Below are 26097 nucleotides of genomic sequence, written 5' to 3' on the forward strand. Positions count from 1 at the left end.
CCGTAGCCGTGCGGACTCAAAGGAGTGATCGCAATGCCGTCCCTCGATAGCCTGAATACGCTCAAGACCCTGCAAGTCGGCAACAAGACCTACCACTACTTCAGCCTGCCCGAGGCCGCCAAAAGCCTGGGTGATCTGGACAAGTTGCCGATGTCGTTGAAAGTCCTGCTGGAAAACCTGCTGCGCTGGGAGGACGAAAAAACCGTCACCGGTGCCGACCTCAAGGCATTGGCCGCGTGGCTCAAGGAGCGTCGTTCCGACCGCGAGATCCAGTACCGCCCCGCGCGGGTGCTGATGCAGGACTTCACCGGCGTACCGGCGGTGGTCGACCTGGCCGCGATGCGCGCGGCGATGGCCAAGGCCGGCGGCAATCCGCAACGGATCAACCCGCTGTCGCCGGTGGACCTGGTGATCGACCACTCGGTGATGGTCGACAAGTTCGCCAGCAGCAGCGCCTTCGAGCAGAACGTCGACATTGAAATGCAGCGCAATGGCGAGCGCTATGCGTTCCTGCGCTGGGGCCAGAGTGCCTTCGACAATTTCAGCGTGGTGCCGCCGGGCACCGGGATCTGCCACCAGGTGAATCTTGAATACCTCGGCCGCACGGTCTGGACCAAGGACGAGGACGGCCGCACTTACGCCTTCCCGGACACTCTGGTTGGCACCGATTCCCACACCACCATGATCAACGGCCTCGGCGTGCTTGGCTGGGGTGTCGGCGGTATCGAGGCGGAAGCGGCGATGCTCGGGCAACCGGTGTCGATGCTGATTCCCGAAGTCATCGGTTTCAAACTCACCGGCAAGCTCAAGGAAGGCATCACCGCCACCGACCTGGTGCTGACCGTGACCCAGATGCTGCGCAAGAAAGGCGTGGTGGGCAAATTCGTCGAATTCTACGGCGACGGCCTTGCCGACCTGCCCCTGGCCGACCGCGCGACCATCGCCAACATGGCCCCGGAATACGGCGCCACCTGCGGTTTCTTCCCGGTGGACGACATCACGCTGGAATACCTGCGCCTGTCCGGCCGGCCCCCGGAAACGGTGCAACTGGTCGAGGCCTACAGCAAGGCCCAGGGCCTGTGGCGCCTGCCCGGCCAGGAACCGGTGTTCACCGACAGCCTGGCGCTGGACATGGGCAGCGTCGAAGCCTGCCTCGCGGGGCCGAAACGCCCGCAGGACCGGGTGACGCTGCCGAATGTCGCGCAAGCGTTCAGCGACTTCACCGACCTGCAATTCAAGCCCACCAGCAAGGAAGAAGGCCGCCTGGAAAGTGAAGGCGGTGGCGGTGTTGCCGTCGGCAATGCCGATATGGCCGGCGAAGCCGATTACGATTACGAAGGCCAGACCTATCGCCTGAAAAACGGCGCCGTGGTCATCGCCGCGATCACCTCCTGCACCAACACCTCCAACCCCAGCGTGATGATGGCCGCCGGGCTGGTGGCAAAGAAGGCCGTGGAAAAAGGCCTGCAACGCAAACCCTGGGTGAAGAGCTCGCTGGCCCCCGGCTCGAAAGTGGTCACCGACTACTACAAGGCGGCCGGCCTGACCCAGTACCTCGATGAATTGGGCTTTGCCCTGGTCGGCTATGGCTGCACCACTTGCATCGGCAACTCCGGGCCGCTGTCGGAGCCCATCGAGAAAGCCATCCAGCAAGCCGACCTCACCGTGGCCTCCGTGCTCTCGGGCAATCGCAACTTCGAAGGGCGGGTGCATCCATTGGTGAAAACCAACTGGCTGGCCTCCCCGCCACTGGTGGTGGCCTATGCGCTGGCCGGCACGGTGCGCACCGACCTCAGCCGCGAGCCTCTGGGCGATGGCAAGGACGGCAAACCGGTGTACCTGCGGGACATCTGGCCAAGCAGCAAGGAAATTGCCGACGCCGTGAATCAGGTCAACACCGCCATGTTCCACAAGGAGTACGCCGAAGTGTTTGCCGGTGACGAACAATGGCAGGCAATCAAGGTTCCGCAGGCGGCGACCTATGTCTGGCAGGACGACTCGACTTACATCCAGCACCCGCCGTTCTTCGACGACATCGGCGGCCCAGCGCCCGTGGTCAAGGATGTCAGCGGCGCCAGGATCCTCGCACTGCTCGGCGACTCGGTGACCACCGACCACATTTCCCCGGCCGGCAACATCAAGGTCGACAGCCCGGCAGGACAATACCTGCGCGACAAAGGCGTGGAACCGCGGGACTTCAATTCCTACGGCTCGCGGCGTGGCAACCATGAAGTAATGATGCGCGGCACCTTCGCCAACATTCGCATACGCAACGAAATGCTCGGCGGCGAAGAAGGCGGCAACACCCGCTACATTCCCACCGGGGAAAAAATGTCGATCTACGACGCCGCCATGCGCTATCAGGCTTCGGGCACGCCGCTGGTGGTGATCGCCGGCCAGGAATACGGCACCGGCTCGAGTCGCGACTGGGCGGCCAAGGGCACCAACCTGCTGGGGGTGAAAGCGGTCGTCGCCGAAAGCTTTGAACGGATTCACCGCTCCAACCTGGTGGGCATGGGCGTGCTGCCGTTGCAATTCAAGCTGGATCAGAACCGCAAGAGCCTGAAACTGGGCGGCAGCGAAACCCTGGACATCCTCGGCTTGACCGGCGTCGAGCTGACGCCACGGATGAACCTGACGCTGGTCATCACCCGCGAAGACGGCAGCCGCGAGAAGATCGAGGTGTTGTGCCGCATCGATACACTCAATGAGGTGGAGTACTTCAAGTCCGGAGGGATTCTGCATTATGTGTTGCGGCAGTTGATCGCGTCTTGACCGACCGCTGACAAAGACACCGCCTTCGGGCGGTGTCTTTGTTTGGGCCACGAAAAGCCATGTGGGAGCGAGCTTGCTCGCGATATGGAGAGAACATTCAACATTGTTGCCGACAGTCGGTAAGCTATCGTGCGCAAGCTCGCTCCCACAGGGGGTTGGCGGTGCATCGCAAATCCCGACAAAAGGACTTCAAATGATTGCCCTGCCATGGACGCTTCTGGCCCTGCTTTCCTTCGGCTACGGCCTGGCGCTGACCTACGGCCATCTCGGCTGGCTCTCGGCAATCTCGGTGTTCCTGTTGCTGGTCGCAGGTGTCGCCGTCCGCCAACGCGACATCCCTTTTGCCCGCAACCTCGGCCACGGCCTGTTCATCGTTCTGGCCCTGGCATTGGCGACGCATTGGCTACCCGGCTTCTATAACGGTCGCGCCATCGACCCCCAGCGTTTTACCGACAATGCCGTGTCATTCGCCATGCACCTGAACCTGGACAAACCGCTGATCGGCTTCTGGCTGTTACTGGTTTGCCCGTGGATTGTCGGCCGCCGTTCGCTTCGGTTGTCACTGTATGCCACCGTACTGGCCCTGACCTTGAGCGCCATGCTGGCATTGGGTGGCGCGCTGTTGCTGGGCGTAATCGCCTGGGCGCCGAAATGGCCGGATCAAGCCTGGCTGTGGTTGCTGAACAATCTGCTGCTGGTGACGCTGGTCGAAGAGGCGCTGTTCCGTGGCTACATCCAGGGCGGCCTGACCCGGTATCTCAAAGACCGGCCCTACGGTGAACACCTCGCCCTGCTGCTGGCGTCATTGGTCTTCGGCCTGGCCCATGCCGGCGCGGGATGGCAGTGGGTATTGCTGGCAACGCTGGCCGGGGTCGGCTATGGCCTGGCCTATCGGTTCGGGGGGCTGGGTGCCGCCATCGCCAGCCACTTTGGCCTGAACCTGCTGCACTTCGGTCTGTTCACCTATCCGATGCTCGCCGGCTGACGCAAGGGTCATTTTGCGACGCATTGCCGATTATCGAAAAATAATCTCAACAATCCGCCAGCCTTGCCGATACAGCACTTGAAAGCCTTGCGGATTAAAAAAGCCATGCGTAACAACCAGCCAATTACACAACGCGAGCGGACCTTCCCGGCTCAGCAACGGTTGATTTCCACCACCGATGCCAAGGGCATGATCACCTACTGTAACGATGCTTTCGTCGAGATCAGCGGGTTCTCCCGAGAGGAATTGATCCGTGCACCGCACAACCTGGTCCGTCACCCCGACGTCCCGGCGGCGGTGTTCGCACACATGTGGGACACGCTGAAACAAGGCTTGCCATGGATGGGCATTGTCAAGAATCGCTGCAAGACCGGTGATCATTACTGGGTGAACGCCTATGTGACACCGATCTTCGAAGGCAATCAGGTGATCGGTTATGAGTCGGTGCGGGTCAAGCCCACCGCCGAACAGATCCGCCGTGCCGAAGCGCTCTACCAGCGCATCAACCAGGGCAAGTCAGCCATTCCCTCCTCGGATAAATGGTTGCCGATGCTGCAGGACTGGCTGCCGTTCATTCTGGTCAGCCAATTGAGCTTCATGATCGGTGCCTCGTTGAACTCCCACTGGGGGTTTGCCCTGGCTGCGGGGCTCTCGGTGCCACTGGGCCTGATGGGCCTCCAGTGGCAACAGCGAGGCCTCAAGCGTTTGCTGCGCCTGGCCGAGCAGACCACCTCCGATCCGTTGATCGCACAGATGTACACCGACAGCCGCGGCGCCCAGGCGCGTCTGGAAATGTCCATTCTCAGTCAGGAAGCACGCCTGAAAACCTGCCTGACGCGTCTGCAGGACACGGCCGAACACCTGACCGATCAGGCCAGACAGTCCGACGCCCTGGCGCACAACAGCTCCAGCGGCCTGGAACGTCAACGGGTCGAGACCGAGCAAGTGGCCACCGCCGTCAACCAGATGGCCGCTACCACCCAGGAAGTCGCCAGTCATGTGCAACGCACCGCCGACGCCACCCAGGAAGCCAATCGCCTGACCGGTCGTGGTCGTGACATCGCCGGGGAAACCCGCGAAGCCATCCAGCGCCTGTCGGTAGTCGTCGGTGAAACCGGCGTGACCGTGACCCAACTGGCCAAGGACAGCAACGAAATCGGTGGCGTGGTCGACGTGATCAAAAGCATCGCCGACCAGACCAACCTGCTGGCCCTGAACGCCGCCATCGAAGCGGCCCGTGCCGGCGAGATGGGTCGTGGTTTTGCGGTGGTGGCCGACGAAGTCCGTCAGCTGGCGCAACGCACCAGCGAGTCCACCGGGCAGATTCACGCGCTGATCGCCAAGCTCCAGCACACCGCCGGCACTGCCGTGCAAACCATGGAAGCCGGGCATCGTCAGGCGGAAGAAGGCGTGGCGCGGGTACTGGAAGCGGACCAGGCGCTGGTGGGGATCAGCGAAGCGGTGGCCAACATCACCGACATGACCACCCAGATCGCCGCCGCGACCGAAGAGCAAAGTGCCGTGGCCGAAGAGATCAGCCGCAACATCAGCAACATTTCGGAACTGGCGGACCAGACCTCGGAACAGGCGCAGAACTCGGCGTTGCTGAGTGAAGAGCTGACCAAGACTGCCAATACCCAGTATTCGTTGGTGGAGCGGTTTAACCGCTGATTGCTGCTGGAATGATAAAAACCCGGACAGTGAGAGCTTCCGGGTTTTTTATTGAGCCGGTGACAGTGATGTTGTCTGGTAGTCCCCCATCGCGAGCAAGCTCGCTCCCACAGGGTTTTGAGCCACACCACAAATCACTGTGGGAGCGAGCTTGCTCGCGATGGGGGCCTTACAGCCCGCACAAAACCTCACTGAAGGAATGAAGCCACCTTCTGCGCCGCCGCCGCCAAATGCTGCTCATGGTTAAACCCCGAAGCCTTCAGCGGCTTCAAGTCATGATCCCCCGCCACCAGCCAGAACACCTCGATACCCGGCGATAGCGCGTAACCCTCGACCGCCTCCCGGTTGCCCAACGCATCGCGCTCACCTTGCACGATCAAGGTCCGCGTCTTCAACTCCGCCAAATGCTCAACCCGTGGCTTCTCCGGTTTGCCCACCGCATAGAACGGATAACCCAGGCACACCAGCCCATCCGCGCCCAACTCATCCGCCAGCAGACTGGCCATGCGCCCGCCCATGGACTTGCCGCCGATGGCCAGCGGCCCAGTGACATGGCGTCGCACCTGGGCATACACCTCACGCCAGCATTCCAGCAGTTTCGGCGCGGGGTTCGGCGGGCGTTTACCGCCATCGAGGCGCCGTTGCGCCATATAGGGAAACTCGAAGCGCAACACGTTGACGCCTTGAGCGGCGAGGCGTGCAGCCATGTCGCTCATCCAGTCGCTGTCCATCGGTGCGCCGGCGCCATGGGCGAGGATCAGCGTCGCCGCAGCCTTGCCAGCGGCGGCATTCCACAACCATCCATGATCCCGCACGCACTGCACCCATTGATCCCCGTCAATACCGGCCTTGTGCCCTTTGTCCATGCTTGCCTCGCTTTTAGTCTGCCTATAACTCCGGCCGAAGGGTGCACTGCCTTGCGCTGCGCGCTCACTTCGGCTGAACCGTGGATGGGGAACCATGAACACTTCTATCAGTACCGCCTACAACTACAAGGTGGTCCGCCAATTCGCCATTATGACGGTGGTGTGGGGCATCGTCGGCATGGGGCTCGGGGTTTTTCTCGCTGCCCAGTTGGTCTGGCCCGAACTCAACTTCAATCTGCCGTGGACCAGCTTCGGCCGTTTGCGCCCGCTGCACACCAACGCGGTGATCTTCGCGTTCGGCGGCTGCGCGCTGTTCGCCAGTTCGTTCTACTCGGTGCAACGCACCTGCCAGACCCAATTGTTTGCGCCGAAAATCGCCGCGTTCTGTTTCTGGGGCTGGCAGCTTGTGATTCTCCTGGCAGCCATCAGCCTGCCGCTGGGCTACACCAGCTCCAAGGAATACGCCGAGCTGGAATGGCCGATCGACATCCTGATCACCATTGTCTGGGTCGCCTACGCCATCGTGTTCTTCGGCACGATCATGCAGCGCAAGACCAAGCACATCTATGTCGGTAACTGGTTCTTCGGTGCATTCATCGTCACCGTGGCGATCCTGCACATCGTCAACAACATGGAACTGCCGGTCAGCTTCACCAAGTCCTACTCGCTGTACTCCGGTGCCACCGATGCGATGGTGCAATGGTGGTACGGGCACAACGCCGTAGGCTTCTTTCTCACCGCCGGTTTCCTCGGGATGATGTATTACTTCGTGCCGAAACAGGCCGAACGTCCGGTGTACTCCTATCGTTTGTCCATCGTGCACTTCTGGGCACTGATCACCCTTTACATCTGGGCCGGTCCGCACCACTTGCACTACACGGCGCTGCCGGACTGGGCGCAGTCGCTGGGCATGGTGATGTCGCTGATCCTGCTGGCGCCGAGCTGGGGCGGGATGATCAACGGCATGATGACCCTTTCGGGTGCCTGGCATAAGTTGCGCAGCGACCCCGTCCTGCGCTTCCTCGTGGTGTCGCTGGCGTTCTACGGCATGTCGACCTTCGAAGGGCCGATGATGGCGATCAAGACGGTCAACGCCCTCTCCCACTACACCGACTGGACCATCGGCCACGTACACGCAGGCGCCTTGGGCTGGGTGGCGATGATCTCCATCGGCGCGCTGTACCACATGATCCCGAAAGTCTTCGGCCGCGAGCAGATGCACAGCATCGGCCTGATCAACGCGCACTTCTGGCTCGCCACCATCGGCACCGTTCTGTACATCGCCTCGATGTGGGTCAACGGCATCGCCCAGGGCCTGATGTGGCGTGCGGTGAACGAGGACGGCACGCTGACCTACTCCTTCGTCGAAACCCTGGTGGCCAGCCACCCAGGCTTCGTCGTGCGGCTGGTGGGTGGCGCGATCTTCCTCAGCGGCATGTTCCTGATGGCCTACAACACCTGGCGCACCGTGCGGGCCTCGCAGCCTGCCGAAGTCGCCGCTGCCGCGCAGATGGCCTGAGGAGTCCGCCATGAAACACGAAACTATCGAGAAAAACGTCGGCCTGTTGCTGCTGCTGATGATCCTGGCCGTGAGCATCGGCGGCCTGACCCAGATCGTCCCGCTGTTCTTTCAGGACGTGACCAACAAACCGGTGGAAGGCATGAAGCCCTACACCGCGCTGCAACTGGAAGGTCGCGATATCTATATCCGCGAAGGCTGTGTCGGCTGTCACTCGCAGATGATCCGTCCGTTCCGTGCCGAGACCGAACGCTACGGGCACTACTCGGTGGCTGGCGAAAGCGTGTGGGATCACCCGTTCCTGTGGGGCTCGAAACGCACCGGGCCGGACTTGGCCCGTGTCGGTGCGCGCTACTCCGATGACTGGCACCGCGCGCACTTGTACAACCCGCGCAACGTCGTGCCGGAGTCGAAGATGCCGGCGTACCCGTGGCTGGTGGCCAACCCGGTCGACAGCAGTCATACCGAAACCAAGATCAAGGCCATGCGTACCTTGGGCGTGCCGTACACCGACGAAGACATCACCGGCGCCGTCGCTTCACTCAAGGGCAAGAGCGAAATGGATGCATTGGTCGCCTACCTGCAAGTGCTCGGCACTGCCATCAAGAGCAAGAGGTGAGCCATGCCCCTGTCTTTTACAGAGATCGAATTGAGCACTGGAATGATCCGCGGCCTGGGCACCGTCGTGGTGTTCGTGGCCTTCGTCGGCCTGACACTGTGGGTATTCAACGGCAAGCGCAGCCCGGAATTCGCCGAAGCGCGCCTGTTGCCGTTCGCCGACGAGCCACAACCCGACATCACTGAAGAATCAGCAACAAGGAGTACCCGGCCATGACCACCTTCTGGAGTACGTGGATCTGCGTACTGACCATCGGCAGCCTGATCGGCCTGACCTGGTTGCTGCTCAGCACCCGCAAGGGCGAAACCAAGGGCAGTGTCGACCAGACCATGGGCCACAGCTTCGACGGTATTGAGGAGTACGACAATCCGTTGCCGCAATGGTGGTTCATGCTGTTCGTTGGCACCTTGGTGTTTGCCGTCGGCTATCTGATCCTCTATCCGGGCCTGGGCAACTGGAAAGGCATCCTCCCCGGCTACGAAAACGGCTGGACCGGGGTGCACGAATGGGAAAAGGAAATGGCCAAGGCTGACACGAAGTTCGGGCCGATCTTCGCCAAATTCGCGGCAATGCCCGTGGAAGAAGTGGCCAAGGACCCGCAGGCTCTGAAAATGGGCGGCCGCCTGTTTGCCTCCAACTGCTCGGTGTGCCACGGCTCGGACGCCAAGGGTGCATTCGGCTTCCCCAACCTGACCGACAGCGACTGGCGCTGGGGCGGCAACCCGGAAACCATCAAGACCACCGTCATGGGCGGCCGGATGGCGATGATGCCGGCCTGGGGTGAAGCCCTGGGGGAGGAAGGTGTGAAAAACGTCGCCGCTTATGTGCGCCATGGCCTGGCCAAGCTGCCGTTGCCTACCGACAGCAAAGCCGACCTGCAAGCCGGACAGCAAGCCTTCAGCACCACCTGCGTCGCCTGTCACGGAGCCAATGGCCAGGGCACTGAAGCCATGGGCGCACCGAACCTGACCCACCCGGCCGGCTTCATTTACGGTACAAGCCTGACGCAGCTTGAACAGACGATTCGGCATGGTCGCCAAGGCCATATGCCGGCGCAGAACGAACTGCTCGGCAACGATAAGGTGCAGTTGCTGGCTGCGTATGTGTACAGCCTGTCCCACGGTTTGAATACCGAGCGCCTGCAGGCTGAAGACAACCGCAAATAAATTCCGACCGCTCTGCTGCCGCATTCTCCCGGATGCGGCAGTTCCCTGCCCCTTTGCGACCCATTGTCGCACCCTCGCACAGACTTTCTTTCGGAACCCCGGATTCGAGTCTAAGCTTCCCCCGATGCGGACTGGCCGGTGCCGGTTCCAGGTCGACCCTGAACGATGTGTTCGACGAATCTGCCCGATGACAGGCCGCAAAGGCTGGTAGATACCGGCTGTCGCGCCAGTTGCCTTCGGTCAGCCAAACGTTGCGTTTGAACACACCGCGTTACATCCGACCTGACCCCCTCGCCTGATCAGTCCGCCGGGACGTTTTGCCCACGGGCAATTTTGTCCCTACGCGGCGCATGGAAAGGCCGCAGAATCAGCTTTTGAAAGCATTGACCCAGGTCATGGCGCGTTGCAATGACCCCCTGCTTTCTCCATACTTGCGGCCGATTTTTAATCCTAATAAAACACCCAAACCGTGGAACCTTAGAATGAGCACAGCAATCAGTCCGACTGCTTATAACTATAAGGTAGTCCGCCAGTTCGCCATCATGACGGTGGTCTGGGGGATCCTTGGCATGGGGCTTGGTGTCTTCATCGCCTCGCAACTGGTCTGGCCGGAGTTGAACTTCGGTCTGGCATGGACGAGCTTTGGACGCCTGCGCCCGTTGCACACCAACCTGGTGATTTTCGCCTTCGGTGGATGTGCACTGTTTGCCACTTCTTATTACGTCGTGCAGCGAACCTGCCAAACGCGACTGATTTCCGACAGCCTCGCCGCCTTCACCTTCTGGGGATGGCAAGCGGTGATCGTCGGCGCGATCATTACCTTGCCGATGGGTTTCACCACCACCAAGGAATACGCGGAACTGGAATGGCCCCTGGCTATTCTGCTGGCCATTGTCTGGGTCACCTACGGTCTGGTGTTCTTCGGCACCATCGTCAAGCGCAAGACCAAGCACATCTATGTGGGTAACTGGTTCTACGGCGCGTTCATCGTCGTGACCGCGATGCTGCACATCGTCAACCACATGTCGCTGCCGGTCAGCCTGTTCAAGTCCTACTCGGCCTACTCGGGTGCGACGGACGCAATGATCCAGTGGTGGTACGGCCACAACGCCGTGGGCTTCTTCCTGACCACCGGCTTCCTGGGCATGATGTACTACTTCGTGCCGAAACAGGCCGAACGTCCGATCTACTCCTATCGCCTGTCGATCGTGCACTTCTGGGCGCTGATCACCCTGTACATCTGGGCCGGTCCGCACCACCTGCACTACACCGCGCTGCCGGATTGGGCTCAGTCCCTGGGCATGGCAATGTCGATCATCCTGCTGGCGCCAAGCTGGGGCGGCATGATCAACGGCATGATGACCCTGTCGGGCGCCTGGCATAAGCTGCGCACCGACCCGATCCTGCGCTTCCTGGTCGTCTCCCTGGCGTTCTACGGCATGTCGACCTTCGAAGGCCCGATGATGGCCATCAAGACCGTCAACTCCCTGTCGCACTACACCGACTGGACCATCGGCCACGTACACGCCGGCGCTCTGGGCTGGGTTGCGATGATCTCGATCGGCGCCATCTACCACATGATCCCGAAACTGTTCGGTCGTGCGCAGATGCACAGCACCGGCCTGATCAACACGCACTTCTGGCTCGCGACCATCGGTACCGTGCTCTACATCGCCTCGATGTGGGTCAACGGCATCACCCAGGGCCTGATGTGGCGTGCAATCAACGATGACGGCACCCTCACCTACTCGTTCGTCGAAGCGCTGCAAGCCAGCCACCCGGGCTTCATTGTCCGCGCCCTGGGCGGTGCGTTCTTCGCCACCGGCATGTTGTTCATGGCCTACAACGTATTCCGTACCGTACGCGCCTCGAACCCGGCTGAAGCCAAAGCCGCCGAACAGATTGCCGTAGTTGGAGCTCACTGATGAAGCATGAAGCAGTCGAGAAGAATATTGGCCTGCTGGCCTTCTTCATGGTCATCGCCGTCAGCATCGGCGGCCTGACCCAGATCGTTCCGCTGTTTTTCCAGGATGTCACCAACAAGCCGGTCGAGGGCATGAAGCCCCGCACCGCCCTTGAACTGGAAGGCCGGGACGTTTATATCGCCAACGGTTGTGTCGGCTGCCACTCGCAGATGATCCGCCCGTTCCGTGCTGAAACCGAACGCTATGGCCACTACTCGGTCGCCGGTGAAAGCGTCTGGGACCACCCGTTCCTGTGGGGTTCCAAGCGTACCGGTCCGGACCTGGCCCGCGTCGGCGGTCGTTACTCCGATGACTGGCAGCGTGCGCACTTGTACAACCCGCGCAACGTGGTGCCTGAGTCGAAAATGCCAGCCTACCCGTTCCTCGTGGAAAACAAGCTCGACGGCAAAGACACCGCCAAGAAAATGGAAGTCTTGCGCACGCTCGGCGTCCCTTACACCGACGAAGACATCGCCGGCGCCAAGGATGCTGTGAAGGGCAAAACCGAAATGGACGCGCTGGTGGCCTATCTGCAAGGCCTGGGCACCATCATCAAAAGCAAACGGTGATCTAAATGGATATCGGGATGATTCGTGGCCTGGGCACCGTCGTTGTGATGGTGGCCTTCATCGGTCTGGCGCTGTGGGTATTCAGCCCCAAGCGCAAGTCTGAGTTTGAAGACGCGACCTTGCTGCCTTTTGCGGATGATCCCGAAGCCATCAAGCACGTCGAGCAAGCTTCTAGGAGTAACAAAGAATGACTACATTCTGGAGTCTGTACGTCACAGTCCTCAGTCTCGGTACGATCTTTTCCCTGACCTGGCTGCTGCTGTCGACCCGCAAGGGCCAGCGCACCGAGCAGACAGACGAGACCGTCGGGCACTCCTTCGATGGCATCGAGGAGTACGACAACCCGCTGCCGAAATGGTGGTTCATGCTGTTCGTGGGCACCATCATCTTCGCACTGGGCTACCTGGTGCTGTATCCGGGCCTGGGTAACTGGAAAGGCCTGCTGCCGGGTTATGGCTACCTCGACAACGAGAAGCAGACCCCGTTCGCCAACGGCCAGACCGGCTGGACCGGCGTTCACGAGTGGGAAAAGGAAATGGCCAGGTCGGACGCCAAGTTCGGTCCGATCTTCGCCAAGTTCGCGGCCATGCCAATCGAAGAAGTGGCCAAGGACCCGCAAGCCCTGAAGATGGGCGGCCGCCTGTTCGCCTCCAACTGCTCGGTTTGCCACGGTTCCGACGCCAAGGGCGCCTACGGCTTCCCTAACCTGACCGACGCCGACTGGCGCTGGGGCGGCGACGCGCAAGCCATCAAGACCACCATCATGGGCGGCCGTCACGCGGTGATGCCTGCGTGGGCTGAAGTGATCGGAGAGCAAGGCGTGGCCGACGTGGCCGCGTTTATCCTGACCAACCTCGATGGCCGCAAGCTGCCGGAAGGCGCCAAGGCCGACCCGGCTGCCGGGCAGAAACTGTTCGCCACCAACTGCGTGGCGTGCCACGGTCCGGAAGGCAAGGGTACGCCAGCGATGGGCGCACCTGACCTGACTCACCCGGCAGCGTTCATCTACGGCTCGAGCTTCGCTCAACTGCAGCAGACCATCCGTTACGGCCGTCAGGGCCAGATGCCTGCACAAGAGGCAATGCAGGGTAACGACAAGGTTCACCTGCTGGCCGCTTACGTCTACAGCCTGTCTCACGGTGAGAAGGCAGCGGACGCCGAGTAAGGCAAACGCTTGAAGCAACAAAAAACGGCCCCGCCAATGTGAATTGGCGGGGCCGTTTTCATTTCAAGTCTACGCACGCTTATTTGCGCATAGTTCCATGGACTTGCTGGCGAGTCATCCGGGTTATTATTTTTCACGCACTCTTCAATCAACCAATGTAAAACGGCTTCGCCATTTTTAGTTGGCAAAACCGTTTTAGACGCTCATGAACACACTTCGCATTCATGCGTATTGGTTGTAATCAAGGAAGGTTACCGCCACCCAGACTGTCCAGACCACCAGTCCCTTTCTTGTTGCCTGAAGAGCGATTTTCCTGAACTTTTTTCGCCGTCGGCGCCACCATATCCACAGTCGTGGCTGGTGCCGGAATCGTGCAGTCTGTACCAGGCTCATGAGCTTCGACAGTGACTGGTCCAACAGACTGAGTTGCCCAGGTGCAATCTTTATCATTAATAGACATTTTTACTTATCCTTAAGTAGATTTTTAAATATACGACACGCAACACCACAATCAAATCTTATTGCTGCCGCAGTGACAACTTATTAAAACAAGAACCAAACATCCATCGACCAACAATCACAAAGTATGACCAAAGTTAAAAATATATTCTTTATACAGCAGACTTTTGATATCTCTTTCCACCCAGGCACCCGTCGACGCTCGACGGAGAAAAAAGATAAATCGTCTATAGTCAATTGACCTGCATCATGTTTTGTTACATCTGCTACACCATTCATGATTTTTCCCCAACGCGACCAAAGGTCGCACCCGCAGGCTAGAGCGACAGGCGTATCATTGCGCCACTGCAACACCCCTTTTTGACCGCGGTCGGCACGTACTGACCGAGGCATTTTTCCACTGCCGTGGGATGCAATGATGAGCAACCAGATTCCGGTACACGACGTCACTCCACCCACCAAAAACGCGAACAACAGCGTCGACCTCTACGCCTCCAGGGAAAAAATCTACACCCGCGCCTTCACCGGCCTGTTTCGCAACCTGCGGATGACCGGCGGAGCCCTGTTGTTCCTGCTGTACTTCGGCACGGTGTGGCTGGATTGGGGCGGTCATCAGGCCGTGTGGTGGAACCTGCCGGAGCGCAAGTTCTTCATTTTCGGCGCCACCTTCTGGCCTCAGGATTTCATTCTGCTGTCCGGCATGTTGATCATCGCCGCCTTCGGCCTGTTCTTCATCACCGTGTACGCCGGACGGGTCTGGTGCGGCTATACCTGCCCGCAAAGTGTCTGGACCTGGATTTTCATGTGGTGCGAAAAAGTCACCGAAGGTGACCGCAACCAACGCATCAAGCTCGACAAGGCGCCGATGAGCGCCAACAAATTTGTGCGCAAGTTCAGCAAACACAGCTTGTGGCTGTTGATCGGCTTCGTTACCGGCATGACCTTCGTCGGCTACTTCTCACCGATCCGCGAACTGGTGTTCGAATTTTTCACCGGCCAGGCGGATGGCTGGTCGTACTTCTGGGTCGGTTTCTTCACCCTCGCCACTTACGGCAACGCCGGCTGGTTGCGCGAACAGGTGTGCATCTACATGTGCCCGTACGCACGCTTCCAGAGCGTGATGTTCGACAAGGACACCCTGATCGTTTCCTACGATCCGCGCCGTGGCGAAGGCCGTGGACCGCGTAAAAAAGGTATCGACTACAAGGCCCAGGGCCTGGGTGACTGCATCGACTGCACCATGTGCGTCCAGGTCTGCCCGACGGGCATCGACATCCGCGACGGCCTGCAAATCGAATGCATCGGTTGCGCCGCCTGCATCGATGCCTGCGACGCCATCATGGACAAGATGGACTACCCGCGCGGACTGATCAGCTACACCACCGAGCACAACCTGTCCGGACAGAAAACCCATAAACTGCGCCCGCGCCTGATTGGCTATGCCATTGTGCTGCTGGCGATGATCAGCCTGCTGGTGACGGCATTCTTCATGCGTGCGCTGGTGGGTTTCGATGTCAGCAAGGACCGCGTGCTGTACCGCGAGAACGCCGAAGGCCGGATCGAAAACGTCTACAGCCTGAAAATCATGAACAAGGACCAGCGCGACCATACCTACCTGCTCGAAGCATCCGGCCTGCCGGATCTCAAATTGCAGGGTCGACGCGAGATCAAGGTCGCGGCCGGCGAGATCGTCAGCCAGCCTGCCGAGCTGTCCGTTGCACCGGAAAAACTGCCGTCGAGCACCAACGAGGTGAAATTCATCCTCAAGGACGCCGATGACGACAGCGTCCACATTGAAGCCAAGAGCCGGTTCATCGGCCCACAGAATCGTTGAGAGAACTGAACATGCCCGCAGCAAATGCCGCAAGCCCCTGGTACAAGCACCTCTGGCCGTGGATCATCATCGGGATCCTGGCCTGCTCGGTGGCCCTGACCTTGTCCATGGTGACCATCGCGGTGAACAACCCGGACAACCTGGTCAACGACAACTACTACGAGGCCGGCAAAGGCATCAACCGCTCCCTCGACCGTGAGCTGCTGGCCCAGACCCTGAAAATGCGCGCCAGCGTTCATCTCGACGGCATGACTGGCGAGGTTGACCTGCGCCTGAGCGGCGACAGCCAGCCCAAGACCCTGGAGCTGAACCTGATCTCGCCGACCCAGCCGGAAAAGGATCGCAAGATCACCCTGACCCGCAGCGAAACCGAACAGGGCCGCTACATCGGCCAGTTGAGTGACAAGATCGAAGGCCGGCGTTTTGTCGAGTTGCTTGGCACTCAGGACGAGCACATCTGGCGCATGTTCGAAGAGGAACCGGTCAGCCATGACAAGGATCTGCTGCTCGGTGATGAGCCGTTGCAAGGTGCCGAAGACCTGAAAAAGTAAAGCCGCGCTTCGCGCATCGCGAGCAAGCTCGCTCCCACAGTTGATCCCTGTGGGAGCGAGCTTGCTCGCGATGAGGCCCTATCCGACGATAGAGATTCAGCAGTACTAGTGAATACTCCATGACCACCACCCCACTCCCCTGCTACCACTGCGCCCTGCCCGTCCCGGCCGGCAGCCGCTTCACCGCTGCGGTCCTGGGGCAAACCCGCGAATTCTGCTGCCCAGGCTGCCAGGCCGTGGCCGAGGCCATTGTCGCCGGTGGCCTGGAAAGCTATTACCAGCACCGCAGCGAAGCCTCGGCCAACCCTGAAGCGCTGCCGGTGCAACTGGTGGATGAACTGGCGCTGTACGACCGCGCCGATGTGCAGCAGCCCTTTGTCCGCCACGATGGCGAACTGGCCGAAACCACACTGCTGATGGAAGGCATCAGCTGCGCGGCCTGCGGCTGGCTGATCGAAAAACACCTGCGCAACTTGCCGGCCGTGGCCGAAGCGCGCCTGAACCTGTCCAACCATCGCCTGCACGTACGCTGGGCCGATGAGCAGTTGCCGCTGAGCCAGGTCCTCAGCGAACTGCGTCACATCGGGTACGCCGCACACCCGTATCAGGCCGACCGGGCCAGCGAACAACTGGCCAGCGAAAACCGCCTGGCCCTGCGCCAGCTCGGCGTGGCCGGTCTGCTGTGGTTCCAGGCGATGATGGCAACCATGGCCACCTGGCCTGAATTCAACATCGACCTCAGCCCCGAACTGCACACCATCCTGCGCTGGGTCGCGCTGTTCCTCACCACCCCGATTGTGTTCTACAGCTGCGCGCCGTTCTTCAAAGGCGCCATGCGCGATCTGCGCACCCGCCACCTGACCATGGACGTTTCGGTGTCGCTGGCCATCGGCAGCGCCTACATCGCCGGAATCTGGACGTCCATCAGCGGGGTCGGCGAACTGTATTTCGATGCCGTCGGCATGTTTGCCCTGTTCCTGCTGGCCGGGCGTTATCTGGAACGCCGCGCCCGCGAGCGCACCGCCGCCGCCACCGCGCAGCTTGTGAATCTATTGCCCGCCTCGTGCCTGCGATTGACAGCCGACGGCCAGAGCGAACGCATTCTGCTCAGTGAACTGCGTGTCGGCGATCAGGTGCTGGTTCATCCGGGCGCCATTCTCCCGGCTGACGGCAAGATCCTCGACGGCCAGTCGAGTGTCGACGAGTCGCTGCTGACCGGCGAATACCTGCCGCAACCACGCACCCTCGGCGACGCGGTCACCGCCGGCACAATGAACGTCGAAGGCGCACTGACCGTCGAGGTCCAGGCCCTGGGCCAGGACACTCGCCTCTCGGCCATCGTTCGCCTGCTCGATCGCGCCCAGGCGGAAAAACCGCGCCTGGCGGAAATCGCCGACCGCGCCGCGCAATGGTTCCTGCTGTTGTCGTTGATCGCTGCCGCCGCGATTGGCCTGCTGTGGTGGCAGTTGGATGCCTCGCGAGCCTTCTGGATCGTGCTGGCGATGCTGGTGGCGACCTGCCCGTGCGCCTTGTCGCTGGCGACGCCGACCGCCCTCACCGCCGCCACCGGCACACTGCACAAACTCGGTCTGTTGCTGACCCGCGGCCATGTGCTGGAAGGCCTGAACCAGATCGACACGGTGATTTTCGACAAGACCGGCACCCTCACCGAAGGACGCCTGGCGCTGCGTTCGATCCGCCCCCTCGGCGCGCTCGACAGCGATCAATGCCTGAGCCTCGCTGCCGCCCTGGAAAACCGCTCCGAACATCCGATCGCCCGCGCTTTCGGTCGTGCGCCGACGGCTGCCGAAGAAGTCCACAGCACACCGGGCCTTGGCCTGGAGGGGCTGGTTGATGGGCGGCGTCTGCGTATCGGCCAACCGGGTTTTGTCTGCGAACTCAGCGGCGCCATGGTGCCATCGATGCCCGAAGAAGCCGGCCAATGGCTGCTACTCGGCGACAGCGAGGGGCCGCTGGCCTGGCTCGTCCTCGACGATCGCTTGCGTGCCGATGCACCCGCGCTGCTCGCTGCGTGCAAGGCGCGTGGCTGGCGCACGCTGCTGCTGTCCGGCGACAGCTCGCCGATGGTCGCCAGCGTGGCGGCGGAACTGGGTATCGATGAAGCCCGCGGCGGCTTGCGTCCGGACGATAAACTGCAGGTCCTGCAACAACTCCACAAGGAAGGCCGCAAGGTGTTGATGCTCGGTGACGGGGTCAATGACGTGCCGGTGCTGGCGGCTGCGGATATCAGCGTCGCCATGGGCTCGGCCACCGACCTGGCAAAAACCAGTGCCGACGCCGTGCTGCTGTCCAACCGCCTCGACGCGCTGGTGCAAGCCTTCAGCCTGGCGCGGCGCACCCGTCGGGTCATTATCGAGAACCTTCTGTGGGCCGGGTTGTACAATGGCCTCATGTTGCCCTTCGCCGCCCTCGGCTGGATCACTCCGGTATGGGCTGCGGTGGGCATGTCGATCAGTTCGTTGACCGTGGTGTTGAACGCGCTGCGCCTGACTCGCATGCCGAGCGCGCCCGCCCCCGGCACCACGCCAGAAACCCGCCCGCTGCCGGCCTGAGCCGCGCGGGCATGGAGTCCAGATGCCAGCTCTTTACGTGATGATTCCCGCTGCGCTGCTGATCGTGGCCATCGCCGTCTATATCTTCTTCTGGGCGGTGGACAGCGGTCAGTACGACGACCTTGACGGCCCGGCCCACAGCATCCTGTTCGACGACCAGGACCCGAACCACACCGCCGCCGTCGACGAGGCCAGCGGCCAACCGGCCAAAACGGACGACAAGGCCCCGCCCCATGCTTGAATTGACGCCACTGCTGGTGTCTGCGGTGATCCTCGGCTTGCTCGGCGGCGGCCATTGCCTAGGCATGTGCGGCGGCTTGATGGGCGCGCTGACCCTGGCGATTCCCAAGGAGCAACGCAGCCGCCGCTTTCGTCTGCTGCTGGCCTATAACCTGGGCCGGATTCTGAGCTATGCCTGTGCCGGACTGCTGATCGGCCTGGCCGGATGGGCCGTAGCCAGCAGCCCGGCGGCGATGTTCCTGCGCATCCTCGCCGGCTTGCTGCTGATTGCCATGGGCCTGTACCTGGCCGGCTGGTGGAGCGGCCTGACCCGTATCGAAAGCCTCGGTCGAGGCCTGTGGCGGCACATCCAGCCAGTCGCCAACCGGTTACTGCCGGTGTCGAACGTTCCGCGTGCGCTGCTGTTGGGCGCGCTCTGGGGCTGGCTGCCGTGCGGCCTGGTCTACAGCACCTTGTTATGGTCGGCCAGCCAGGGCAACGCGCTGGACAGTGCGTTGTTGATGCTCGCGTTCGGGCTCGGCACCTGGCCAGTGCTGCTGGCGACAGGCCTTGCCGCCGAGCGCATCACCGCACTGTTGCGCAAGCGCAGCGTGCGGATGGCGGGCGGATTGCTGGTGATGCTGTTCGGCATCTGGACCTTTCCGGGGCCGCATCAGCATTGGTTGATGGGGCACTAACATTGTGGCGAGGGGGCTTGCCCCCGTTCGGCGGCGAAGCCGTCGTAAACCCGGCAACTCCTTTCGCACTGACTCACCGCATTCTCTGATTTTGGGGCTGCTTCGCAGCCCAACGGGGGCAAGCCCCCTCGCCACAAATGAGCTTCAAACGCCCACTTGATGCAAATCAAGATGCCCCACCCCGCCCTCGCATAAAGTGGCTGACACTGCCAGCCTATCCGGGGGAATGCCCGCATGATGCTCGACGCCATTCGTTGGGACACCGATCTGATCCGCCGTTATGACCTGGCGGGACCACGCTACACCTCGTACCCGACCGCCGTGCAATTCAACAGCCAGGTCGGCACCTTCGACCTGTTTCATGCCCTGCGCGACAGCCGCAAGGCCCAACGCCCGTTGTCGCTGTACGTGCACGTGCCGTTCTGCGCGAACATTTGCTATTACTGCGCCTGCAACAAGGTCATCACCAAGGATCGCGGCCGGGCGCAACCGTACTTGCAGCGTCTGGAGCAGGAAATCCAGTTGATCGCCTGCCACCTCGACCCCACGCAGAAAGTCGAGCAACTGCACTTCGGTGGCGGCACGCCGACCTTTCTCAGCCACGACGAACTGCGCCAATTGATGGCGCACTTGCGCAAACACTTCAATTTGCTGGACGACGACTCCGGCGACTACGGCATCGAGATAGACCCGCGTGAGGCCGACTGGTCGACCATGGGCCTGCTGCGGGAACTGGGTTTCAATCGGGTCAGCATCGGCCTGCAAGACCTCGACCCGGCCGTGCAACGTGCAGTCAATCGCCTGCAAAGCCTGGAAGAAACCCGCGCGGTAATCGACGCCGCCCGCACCTTGCAGTTTCGCTCGATCAACATCGACCTGATCTACGGCCTGCCGAGACAGACACCGGAGAATTTCGCCCGCACCGTGGAAGAGGTCATCCGCCTGCAACCGGACAGATTATCGGTGTTCAACTACGCCCACCTGCCGGAACGCTTCATGCCGCAGCGGCGCATCAACAGCGATGAACTGCCGACACCGGCGCAGAAACTGGAAATGTTGCAGCGCACCATCGAGCAACTGATCAGCGCCGGTTACCGCTACATCGGCATGGACCACTTCGCCCTGCCCGACGATGAACTGGCGATTGCCCAGGAAGAATCGACCCTGCAACGCAATTTCCAGGGCTACACCACCCACGGTCATTGCGATCTGATCGGCCTCGGCGTGTCGGCGATCAGCCAGATCGGCGACCTGTACTGCCAGAACAGCAGCGACCTGAACCAGTACCAGAACGCGCTCGCATCCATGCAACTGGCCACCAGCCGCGGCCTGCTGTGCAATGCCGATGACCGGCTGCGGCGTGCGGTCATCCAGCAATTGATCTGCAATTTCAGTCTCGAATACGCTGACATCGAGCAGGCCTTCAACATCGATTTCCAAGGCTATTTCGGCGATCTCTGGCCCCAGTTGCAATACATGGCCAAAGACGGGCTGATCGAACTCGATCGCGACAGGATCACCGTCCTGCCCGCCGGGCGACTGTTGGTGCGCTCGGTGTGCATGGTGTTCGACGCGTACCTGGAACAACACAGTCGCCAGCGATTTTCACGGGTAATCTAATTCTGCAAGCTAGCGCCCCAGACTGGCCTCGATATCCTATGGTGAGTTACCCTTACGTCTTATGTGTGAATTCCCACAAGGATTGAAGAAATGTCCGAGCCAGTAAAACTGCGCGCTCATAATCAAGCCCATTGCAAGGATTGCAGCCTGGCCCCTCTTTGCCTGCCACTTTCGCTGAATCTGGAAGACATGGATGCGCTGGACGAAATCGTCAAACGTGGCCGGCCGCTGAAAAAAGGCGAATTTCTGTTCCGTCAGGGCGATACCTTCGATTCTGTCTACGCGGTCCGTTCTGGCGCCCTCAAGACCTTCAGCCTGAGCGACACCGGTGAAGAACAGCTCACCGGCTTCCACCTGCCCAGCGAACTGGTCGGTCTGTCAGGCATGGACACGGAAAAGCACCCTGTGTCGGCACAAGCCCTGGAAACCACCTCGGTGTGTGAAATTCCTTTCGAGCGTCTCGACGAACTGGCCCTGCAATTGCCGCAGTTGCGCCGTCAGCTGATGCGGGTGATGAGTCGCGAAATCCGTGACGACCAGCAGATGATGCTGCTGTTGTCGAAAAAGACCGCCGACGAACGCATCGCCACCTTCCTGGTCAACCTTTCGGCACGTTTCCGCGCCCGGGGTTTTTCCGCCAATCAGTTCCGCCTGAGCATGTCGCGTAACGAAATCGGCAACTACCTGGGCCTGGCGGTGGAAACCGTGTCCCGCGTCTTTACCCGCTTCCAGCAAAACGAGCTGATTGCGGCAGAAGGCAAGGAAATCCGGATTATCGACCCGATCCAGCTGTGCGCCCTGGCCGGTGGCTCACTGGAAGGCTGAAACAAAACGTTGCGGCTGAGCGAAACGGGTCAGCCGCCGTTATACTGCGTCGTTTGCAGCCCTGCCAGGACACCACGACGATGGTCTTCGACTCCTTCGACATCAAATCCCTCATCCGCCCTGTCATCGACTTCCCGAAACCGGGTGTGATCTTTCGCGACATCACCCCGCTGTTCCAGTCGCCCACGGCCCTGCGCCTGGTGATGGACAGCTTCGCCCACCGTTATGTCGAGGCTGACTTCACCCACATCGGCGCGATGGACGCCCGTGGCTTCCTGATCGGTTCGGTACTGGCCTATCAGTTGAACAAGCCGCTGGTGCTGTTCCGCAAGCAAGGCAAGCTGCCAGCCGACGTGCTGGCCGAGGGCTATGCGACCGAATACGGCGAGGCCTTCCTGGAAGTGCACGCCGACAGCCTGTGCGAGGGGGATTCGGTGGTGATGTTCGATGACCTGATCGCCACCGGCGGCACCCTGATTGCCGCCGCCAACCTGATCCGCCGCATGGGCGCCCGGGTGCATGAAGCGGCGGCGATCATCGATCTGCCGGAACTGGGTGGCTCGCAGCGTCTGGAAGACATGGGCATTCCTACGTTCTGCCTGACGCAGTTTGCGTTGAGCGACAAGTAAGCGGCGCCTGTCAGACCGCCATCGCGAGCAGGCTCGCTCCCACATTCGACCGCGTTCTGTCAGAAAGAATGCAATCCACTGTGGGAGCGAGCTTGCTCGCGATGGCGTCAGCGGCAACACCACTAAATTCAAGATCGGTTCAAAGCCCCATCTGCTTGCTGATGATCTCGTTCATCACTTCCCGCGTCCCGCCGCCAATCGACAGGATGCGGTTATCGCGGTACAGCCGCTCCACCAGGCTCTCGCGCATGTAACCCAGCCCTCCAAGTATCTGCACCGCATCGGTCACGATCCGGTCCGCAGTATCCGTCGCAAAATTCTTGGCCATGGAAATCTCCTTGATCACGCTCTGCCCCGCCGCCATTTTCGCGGCCTGGCGGTATGTGAACTCCCGGGACACCTCCAGCGCGGTCGCCATCTCGGCGAGGCGATGCTTGATCACCTGAAACTTGCCGATCGGTTTGCCAAAGGCTTCGCGCTCACGTGCCCATTTCAGGCTCTCTTCCAGCGCCAGCTGTGCGGTCATGTTGGCCATCAATGCCAGGGCCAGGCGCTCGCTCTGGAAGTTGCCCATGATGCAGGCAAAGCCCATGTTCTCGGCGCCGATCAGGTTTCCTGCGGGCACTGGGCAATCATCGAAGAACAGTTCAGCGGTGTCTGACGCCCACCAGCCCATTTTCTTCAGCTGCCGTCCCACGGTGAAACCCGGTGTGCCCTTCTCGATCAGTAACAGGCTGATGCCACCGAAACCCGGTTCGCCCGTTCGCACTGCGACGGTATAGAAATCCGCGCGCACGCCGCTGGTGATAAAGGTCTTGCTGCCACTGACCCGGTAAAAGTCACCGTCGCGCACGGCACGGGTTTGCAGGTTGGCGACGTCGGAACCGCCGCCGGGCTCGGTGATGGCCAGGGCGCTGATCTTCTCTCCCGACAGCACCTGGGGCAGCACTCGATCCCGCACTTCGGGTCGGGCCCACTTGAGGATGGGCGGCAAGCCGATATCCAGCGACCCCAGGCCGGCAACCAACCCGCCTGAGCCACAACGCATCAACTCTTCACTGGCGGCAACCTTGGCGAACAGATCCCCTTCGTGACTGCCTCCGTAGGCCTCCGGATACCCGATGCCGAGAATCCCCGCCGCGCCGGCCTTGAGGTAGAGCTCGCGAGGAAAGCTTTCGGCTTCTTCCCACTGCGAGACGTCAGGAAGAATCTCGCGTTCGACGAAACGTCTGACGCTGTCGCGGACCAATTGGTGGCTGGGGTCGAAGTATTCCTGAAAGGCAGACATCGGCGAGCTCCACTGAAGGGGTCAGTGAAGTTAACCGAGCGCTTGCTTGGTTTTCAACAGGATTGTGTCATTCAGACGGACCGCGCCGCCTGCATCGCGAGCAAGCTCGCTCCCACAGGGGTTCTGCGGTGCACACAAAACCAATGTGGGAGCGAGCTTGCTCCGGGCGGCGATCCGACGATGGCGTCAGCCCGAACAACACAAATTACAGGGTGATCGGCTTACGTCCGGCAAACGAATGCGCCAGCGTCCCGCCATCCACCAGCTCCAGCTCGCCACCCAGCGGTACGCCATGGGCGATGCGCGAGGCGATCAGGCCTTTGCTGCTGAGCAATTGGGCGATGTAGTGCGCCGTGGCTTCACCTTCCACGGTCGGGTTGGTGGCCAGGATGACTTCGGTGAAGGTGCCGGCCTCTTCGATCCGTGCCATCAACTGCGGAATGCCGATGGCTTCCGGCCCCAAGCCGTCGAGCGGCGACAGATGGCCCTTGAGCACGAAATAGCGCCCGCGAAAACCGGTCTGCTCCACCGCATAGACGTCCATCGGCCCTTCCACCACGCAGAGCAAGGTGTCGTCGCGACGGGTATCGGCGCATTGCGGGCACAGATCATCTTCCGTCAGCGTACGGCACAAGCGGCAGTGACCGACCCCTTCCATGGCCTGGCTCAGGGCCAGCGCCAGGCGCGAGCCGCCGCTGCGGTCACGCTCGAGCAACTGCAACGCCATGCGCTGGGCGGTTTTCTGACCCACGCCTGGCAGAATTCGCAGGGCGTCGATCAGTTGGCGAATCAAAGGGCTGAAGCTCATGGTGGAAAAGTCCGACAAAACAACGAGACGCGGTTTATACCCGCGCCTCGGTTGAGCGTCAAATTGCAGCGTGAATTACTCAGTCCCGGGAAACCCGAACCACCAATTTACCGAAGTTACGCCCTTCCAGCAGGCCGATAAACGCATCAGGCGCCTGTTCCAGGCCATCGACCACGTCTTCGCGGAACTTCACCTTGCCATCGCGTACCCAGGGCGCCATGGCACTGAGGAATTCCGGCTGGCGATCACCATAATCATCGAACACGATGAAGCCCTGGATGCGCACCCGCTTGGTCAACAGGGTGCGCTGCAACAGTGGCAGGCGATCCGGGCCGCTCGGCGCCTCATGGGCGTTATAGGACGCGATCAAGCCACACAGCGGAATCCGTGCCTTGGGATTGAGCAATGGCACCACGGCTTCGAATACCTTGCCGCCGACGTTTTCATAATAGATGTCGATGCCCTTGGGACAGGCTTGCGCCAGTTCGTCGGCAAAGTCCGGGCTCTTGTGGTCGATGCAGGCGTCGAAGCCCAACTCGTCGACCACATAACGGCACTTTTCCGCACCGCCTGCCACACCGACCACGCGCAACCCCTTGATCTTCGCCACCTGGCCGACCACCGAGCCCACCGCCCCGGACGCCGCTGCAACCACCAGGGTTTCGCCGGCCTTCGGCTGACCGATGTCCATCAGACCCATGTACGCGGTCATGCCCGGCATCCCCAGCACCCCGAGGGCCATCGAAGGGCTTGGCAGCGCGGGAATCGGAATGATGCTGCGACCGTCATTGATGCTGTGGCTTTGCCAACCGGTGGCACCGACCACCAGGTCACCTTCCTGAAACTTCGGATTGAGCGAGCGCTCGACCCGGCTGACAGCGCCCCCGGTCATGACTTCGCCGATTTCCACCGGTGCGGCGTAGGAAGGTGCGTCACTCATGCGTCCGCGCATGTAGGGATCCAGCGACAGGAAAACGGTCTTGAGCAGCACCTGACCGTCAGCCAGGTCCGGTAGCGCCACCCGCTCCATACGGAAGTTTTCCGGCGTTGGCGCGCCCACCGGGCGAGAAGCCAGGACAATGCGTTGATTGAGGGTCAGGGGGTCGGACATGGCAGCGTCTCCTGTGATCAATGAGGTTCTGTGATGTAGGGAGCAGACCTTTGTGGCGGTAGGGCGTTCGATGTTTATTCAGCAAGACCGAGGCGACTTCATCGCGAGCAAGTCGGATCGCCGCACCGCCGCTCCCACATTTGGAATGCCCCCCCTGTGGGAGCGAGCTTGCTCGCGATGACG

The 26097-nt window shown here is 61.1% G+C and carries 24 protein-coding genes; 19 read left to right on the top strand and 5 right to left on the bottom strand.

Going from position 1 to position 26097, the window contains the following annotated elements; all coding sequences use genetic code 11:
- Window positions 1-33 precede the first annotated feature (33 nt).
- From acnA to AC1RDQ_RS20200, 3 genes are all read left to right on the top strand, one after another.
- Window positions 34-2775 (top strand): aconitate hydratase AcnA, encoded by a 2742-nt coding sequence (gene acnA / locus AC1RDQ_RS20190; RefSeq protein ID WP_492587963.1) that lies wholly within the window; start codon window positions 34-36, stop codon window positions 2773-2775.
- Window positions 2776-2968: 193 nt separating this feature from the next.
- Window positions 2969-3760 (top strand): CPBP family intramembrane glutamic endopeptidase, encoded by a 792-nt coding sequence (locus AC1RDQ_RS20195; protein ID WP_090454089.1) that lies wholly within the window; start codon window positions 2969-2971, stop codon window positions 3758-3760.
- Between the two features lie 105 nt (window positions 3761-3865).
- Window positions 3866-5431: a methyl-accepting chemotaxis protein gene (locus AC1RDQ_RS20200; RefSeq protein WP_492587964.1), complete on the top strand. Its 1566-nt coding sequence runs from the start codon at window positions 3866-3868 to the stop codon at window positions 5429-5431.
- 188 nt (window positions 5432-5619) lie between these two features.
- On the opposite strand, the gene AC1RDQ_RS20205 is transcribed toward AC1RDQ_RS20200, so the two are convergent.
- Window positions 5620-6297: an alpha/beta family hydrolase gene (locus tag AC1RDQ_RS20205; protein ID WP_492587965.1), complete on the bottom strand. Its 678-nt coding sequence runs from the start codon at window positions 6295-6297 to the stop codon at window positions 5620-5622.
- Between the two features lie 94 nt (window positions 6298-6391).
- On the opposite strand from AC1RDQ_RS20205, the gene ccoN (AC1RDQ_RS20210) reads away from it, so the two are divergent.
- From ccoN (AC1RDQ_RS20210) to ccoP (AC1RDQ_RS20245), 8 genes are all read left to right on the top strand, one after another.
- A complete protein-coding gene (gene ccoN, locus AC1RDQ_RS20210) occupies window positions 6392-7816 on the top strand; it encodes a cytochrome-c oxidase, cbb3-type subunit I (RefSeq protein ID WP_102668942.1) in 1425 nt (474 codons plus the stop codon).
- Between the two features lie 10 nt (window positions 7817-7826).
- Window positions 7827-8435 carry a cytochrome-c oxidase, cbb3-type subunit II gene (ccoO, locus tag AC1RDQ_RS20215; RefSeq protein ID WP_057715669.1) on the top strand — a complete coding sequence of 203 codons (609 nt, stop codon included), beginning with the start codon at window positions 7827-7829 and terminating at the stop codon, window positions 8433-8435.
- Between the two features lie 3 nt (window positions 8436-8438).
- A complete protein-coding gene (locus tag AC1RDQ_RS20220) occupies window positions 8439-8651 on the top strand; it encodes a cbb3-type cytochrome oxidase subunit 3 (RefSeq protein ID WP_223473374.1) in 213 nt (70 codons plus the stop codon).
- Window positions 8648-9601, top strand: a complete 954-nt coding sequence (gene ccoP, locus AC1RDQ_RS20225; protein WP_492587967.1) for a cytochrome-c oxidase, cbb3-type subunit III — start codon at window positions 8648-8650, stop codon at window positions 9599-9601. Before AC1RDQ_RS20220 ends, ccoP (AC1RDQ_RS20225) begins: the two co-directional genes overlap by 4 nt.
- A 482-nt stretch (window positions 9602-10083) precedes the next feature.
- Window positions 10084-11526, top strand: coding sequence for a cytochrome-c oxidase, cbb3-type subunit I (ccoN, locus tag AC1RDQ_RS20230; protein WP_008050393.1), 1443 nt, complete (start codon window positions 10084-10086; stop codon window positions 11524-11526).
- Window positions 11526-12134 (top strand): cytochrome-c oxidase, cbb3-type subunit II, encoded by a 609-nt coding sequence (ccoO, locus tag AC1RDQ_RS20235; protein ID WP_009042961.1) that lies wholly within the window; start codon window positions 11526-11528, stop codon window positions 12132-12134. Before ccoN (AC1RDQ_RS20230) ends, ccoO (AC1RDQ_RS20235) begins: the two co-directional genes overlap by 1 nt.
- Before the next feature lie 5 nt (window positions 12135-12139).
- Entirely contained in the window at window positions 12140-12325 is a 186-nt protein-coding gene (locus tag AC1RDQ_RS20240; protein ID WP_003175465.1) for a CcoQ/FixQ family Cbb3-type cytochrome c oxidase assembly chaperone, read from the top strand.
- Window positions 12322-13299, top strand: coding sequence for a cytochrome-c oxidase, cbb3-type subunit III (ccoP, locus tag AC1RDQ_RS20245; protein WP_349736691.1), 978 nt, complete (start codon window positions 12322-12324; stop codon window positions 13297-13299). The genes AC1RDQ_RS20240 and ccoP (AC1RDQ_RS20245) overlap by 4 nt, the downstream gene beginning before the upstream one ends.
- 241 nt (window positions 13300-13540) lie before the next feature.
- On the opposite strand, the gene AC1RDQ_RS20250 is transcribed toward ccoP (AC1RDQ_RS20245), so the two are convergent.
- Window positions 13541-13759, bottom strand: coding sequence for a hypothetical protein (locus tag AC1RDQ_RS20250; RefSeq protein ID WP_131726882.1), 219 nt, complete (start codon window positions 13757-13759; stop codon window positions 13541-13543).
- Window positions 13760-14176: 417 nt separating this feature from the next.
- Between AC1RDQ_RS20250 and ccoG the strand changes: the two genes are divergently transcribed.
- The 8 genes from ccoG (at window position 14177) to AC1RDQ_RS20290 (ending at window position 22707) form a co-directional block, all read left to right on the top strand.
- Window positions 14177-15592, top strand: coding sequence for a cytochrome c oxidase accessory protein CcoG (gene ccoG, locus AC1RDQ_RS20255; protein WP_090454077.1), 1416 nt, complete (start codon window positions 14177-14179; stop codon window positions 15590-15592).
- Window positions 15593-15603: 11 nt separating this feature from the next.
- Complete coding sequence (locus AC1RDQ_RS20260; RefSeq protein WP_057715675.1) at window positions 15604-16143, top strand: FixH family protein; 540 nt, start codon at window positions 15604-15606, stop codon at window positions 16141-16143.
- A gap of 119 nt (window positions 16144-16262) precedes the next feature.
- Window positions 16263-18716 carry a heavy metal translocating P-type ATPase gene (locus tag AC1RDQ_RS20265; protein ID WP_492587969.1) on the top strand — a complete coding sequence of 818 codons (2454 nt, stop codon included), beginning with the start codon at window positions 16263-16265 and terminating at the stop codon, window positions 18714-18716.
- 22 nt (window positions 18717-18738) lie between these two features.
- Window positions 18739-18957, top strand: a complete 219-nt coding sequence (gene ccoS, locus AC1RDQ_RS20270; protein WP_056721958.1) for a cbb3-type cytochrome oxidase assembly protein CcoS — start codon at window positions 18739-18741, stop codon at window positions 18955-18957.
- Entirely contained in the window at window positions 18950-19633 is a 684-nt protein-coding gene (locus AC1RDQ_RS20275) for a sulfite exporter TauE/SafE family protein (RefSeq protein WP_492587971.1), read from the top strand. The genes ccoS and AC1RDQ_RS20275 overlap by 8 nt, the downstream gene beginning before the upstream one ends.
- A gap of 237 nt (window positions 19634-19870) precedes the next feature.
- A complete protein-coding gene (gene hemN / locus AC1RDQ_RS20280) occupies window positions 19871-21253 on the top strand; it encodes an oxygen-independent coproporphyrinogen III oxidase (protein ID WP_492588008.1) in 1383 nt (460 codons plus the stop codon).
- 90 nt (window positions 21254-21343) lie between these two features.
- Entirely contained in the window at window positions 21344-22078 is a 735-nt protein-coding gene (gene fnr, locus AC1RDQ_RS20285; protein WP_046041331.1) for a fumarate/nitrate reduction transcriptional regulator Fnr, read from the top strand.
- Between the two features lie 80 nt (window positions 22079-22158).
- A complete protein-coding gene (locus AC1RDQ_RS20290) occupies window positions 22159-22707 on the top strand; it encodes an adenine phosphoribosyltransferase (RefSeq protein ID WP_008057870.1) in 549 nt (182 codons plus the stop codon).
- A gap of 139 nt (window positions 22708-22846) precedes the next feature.
- On the opposite strand, the gene AC1RDQ_RS20295 is transcribed toward AC1RDQ_RS20290, so the two are convergent.
- The 3 genes from AC1RDQ_RS20295 to curA all read right to left on the bottom strand — a co-directional run bounded on the left by AC1RDQ_RS20295 (window position 22847) and on the right by curA (window position 25914).
- Window positions 22847-23995 carry an acyl-CoA dehydrogenase family protein gene (locus tag AC1RDQ_RS20295; protein ID WP_492587972.1) on the bottom strand — a complete coding sequence of 383 codons (1149 nt, stop codon included), beginning with the start codon at window positions 23993-23995 and terminating at the stop codon, window positions 22847-22849.
- Window positions 23996-24200: 205 nt separating this feature from the next.
- Window positions 24201-24803, bottom strand: a complete 603-nt coding sequence (gene recR, locus AC1RDQ_RS20300) for a recombination mediator RecR (protein WP_057396224.1) — start codon at window positions 24801-24803, stop codon at window positions 24201-24203.
- 79 nt (window positions 24804-24882) lie between these two features.
- A complete protein-coding gene (gene curA / locus AC1RDQ_RS20305) occupies window positions 24883-25914 on the bottom strand; it encodes an NADPH-dependent curcumin/dihydrocurcumin reductase (RefSeq protein WP_492587974.1) in 1032 nt (343 codons plus the stop codon).
- Window positions 25915-26097: the final 183 nt, after the last annotated feature.

Source organism: Pseudomonas sp. GW823-FHT02E01, from assembly GCF_058797535.1.